Annotated in this window: 3 protein-coding genes; all 3 read left to right on the forward strand. The window is 63.3% G+C overall.

Going from position 1 to position 1,326, the window contains the following annotated elements; translation table 11 throughout:
* Positions 1 to 573: DNA-binding response regulator (locus tag AC097L_RS24665; protein WP_479589352.1), on the forward strand; the 573-nt coding region annotated here is incomplete at its 5' end.
* A complete protein-coding gene (locus AC097L_RS24670; RefSeq protein ID WP_479589353.1) occupies positions 570 to 887 on the forward strand; it encodes a hypothetical protein in 318 nt (105 codons plus the stop codon). The genes AC097L_RS24665 and AC097L_RS24670, both read left to right, overlap by 4 nt.
* A 65-nt stretch (positions 888 to 952) precedes the next feature.
* Positions 953 to 1,326 (forward strand): 5'/3'-nucleotidase SurE (gene surE / locus AC097L_RS24675; RefSeq protein WP_479589354.1); only part of this gene is annotated, 374 nt, incomplete at its 3' end.

A 1,326-nucleotide genomic window follows, 5' to 3' on the forward strand; every position in this document is an offset into this window, starting at 1 on the left:
CGCGAGCAGTACGACCTGGTGGTGCTGGACATCGAGCTGGGCCGCGAGCGGCATGCGGGCGTGGCCATCATCAATGCCATCAACAAAACCCGGCCCGGCACGCCGGTGTTGGTGGTGTCGGCCATGCCCGCCACCATTTACCGCAGCATCATGAAGGCGCGGAATGCCTGGGACTACCTGCAAAAAACCACGTTTGAAGAGGCCGACTTCATCGACACGTTTTTAGAGATCCTGCGGGCGGGCCGGGCTACCGCCAAAGCCCCGCCCCAGGCGCCATCGGCGGATGCCGATGCCTTGTCGCTGGACCCTCTGCGGCAAAACTCCGCCCTGTGGCGCGGCCACCGCATCAACCTGCCACTGACCGCGCAGCGCATTCTGGCCACGCTGTACCAGCGCCGGGGCCAAGTGGAGTCGTACGACGATCTGTACCAGGTGGTGAAAAGTGGCCGCAACCGGGACAACGTACGCAAACACGTCAGCACCATCCGCGATGCCTTCCGCGAGCTGGACCCGCAGTTCGACGCGATAGAAAACGTGCCGATGCGCGGCTTTCGCTGGACGGTGCCTGCATGAAGCCCTTGGGGCGGCTGCCGTTCCAGGTGCCTTTTCAGGTGCCGTTCCGCATCCCCTTCGGCCTGCGGTTTTTCTTTCGCACCGCCTTTGCCCTGCTGGCCCTGGCCACCCTGGCCCTGGCCTTGAGCGTGCTGCAGGAAGAAAAACAACGCGGCCTGCGCAGCTACCAAAGCAGCTTTCAGCAAAACCTGGCCCAGATCGCCCAGCGCCTGCGCCACCTGCAATGCACCTACGCCCAGGGCTACCACTTTGCCCGCCCGCTGCGGCCCGAGGTATTTGCCCTCCAGCAGGGGCTGGTCACCACACAGGCCTAGTGTTACATCGGGTGTCGGGCGCTGTAACCCGGCCCCTACAATCCGGTAACACTTTGGCATGTTCTATGAAAATTCTGATTTCCAACGACGACGGCTACCAGGCTCCTGGCATTGTGGCGCTGTATGAAGCGCTGAAAGACGTGGCCGAGGTCGAGGTGGTCGCACCCGAGCACAACAACAGTGCCAAGTCCAACGCGCTCACCCTGTACGCGCCTTTGTACGTGCACCAGGCCGCCAACGGTTTTCGGTATGTGAACGGCACCCCGGCCGACTGCGTGCACATCGCCCTGACCGGCCTGCTGGGCTACCGGCCGGATCTGGTGATCTCGGGCATCAACAACGGCGCCAACATGGGCGACGACACCATCTACTCGGGCACCGTGGGCGCGGCCATGGAGGGCTACCTGTTCGGCATTCCGGCGATTGCCTTTTCGCAAAC

It is taken from the genome of Rhodoferax sp. RT5P35 (assembly GCF_056521385.1).